Source organism: Roseateles sp. P5_E1, assembly GCF_054049335.1.
Genome location: NZ_JBFUMN010000328.1, coordinates 1 through 590 on the forward strand (window position 1 = coordinate 1; position 590 = coordinate 590).

At 69.2% G+C, this 590-nt stretch carries 1 protein-coding gene; it reads right to left on the reverse strand.

What is annotated here, in order from left to right; genetic code table 11:
* The coding region (locus tag ACXJKJ_RS31340) for an amino acid permease (protein WP_457395539.1) at window positions 1-590 on the reverse strand (590 nt) is incomplete at both ends.

Below are 590 nucleotides of genomic sequence, written 5' to 3' on the forward strand. Positions count from 1 at the left end.
GTGTCGATGAACTGCGAGCCGACCCCGATGAAGGCCAGCAGCACCGTGATCTTGATCAGCACCAGCACCAGGTTGGCAAACGCCGACCGCCCTACCCCGGCAATCTGTACCGCCGCGGCCGCCAGCACGGCCAGCGCGGCCACCACATTGGCGCCACCACTGAAGGACAACTGCGTGTGGCCGCCCAGCTGGCTGGCGATCACGCTGGAGGTGGCCAGGGCCATGGGCACCTGCACATGCAGATCGCCGAGCAGGCTGGTCAGATAGCCGGAGAACCCCGCCGCCACCGCGGCGGCCGCCAGCAGGTATTCTAGGATCACCATCCAGGCCAGCGCCCACGCCGCGCCCTCCCCCAGGGTCACATAGCAGTATGAGTACGCCGATCCGGACACCGGAATCACCGAGGCCAGCTCGGCGTAGCACAACCCGGTGAAACCACAGGCCAGCGCCGCCAGCACGAACGCCAGCAGCACCGCCGGCCCGGCGAAGCTGGCCGCCGCCGTCCCGGTCACCACGTAGATGCCCGCACCCAGGATGTTGGCCACCCCCAGCACCAGCAGGCTGCCCGCGCCAAGCCGACGGTGCAGACC